At 72.5% G+C, this 218-nt stretch carries 1 pseudogene; it reads right to left on the reverse strand.

The features are described 5' to 3' along the window. Positions 1–218, reverse strand: a pseudogene (locus tag G154_RS26980) (HNH endonuclease); the annotation flags it as partial.

The raw sequence follows: 218 nt of genomic DNA on the forward strand, positions 1-218 counted from the left end.
CGGGATCGGTGCTGCCCTCCTTCGCGGCGGGCTCCTCAGCTCCCGGCTCGCCCACCGGCCCTTCCGCAGCACCGCCGGTATCCGGCGTGCCAGGCACCGGACCGGACTCGGGCGTGGGCCCCGCGTCCGGCTTTGTCCCGTGCCCGCTTTCGAGGTCTTGTCCGGTGAGGACGTAGATGGTGACCGCACCGGCGCGAGGGTCTTTCCCTGATCCTGCG

It is taken from the genome of Mycobacterium sp. VKM Ac-1816D, assembly GCF_000416385.1.
GTDB classification, from domain to species: Bacteria; Actinomycetota; Actinomycetes; order Mycobacteriales; family Mycobacteriaceae; genus Mycobacterium; species Mycobacterium neoaurum_A.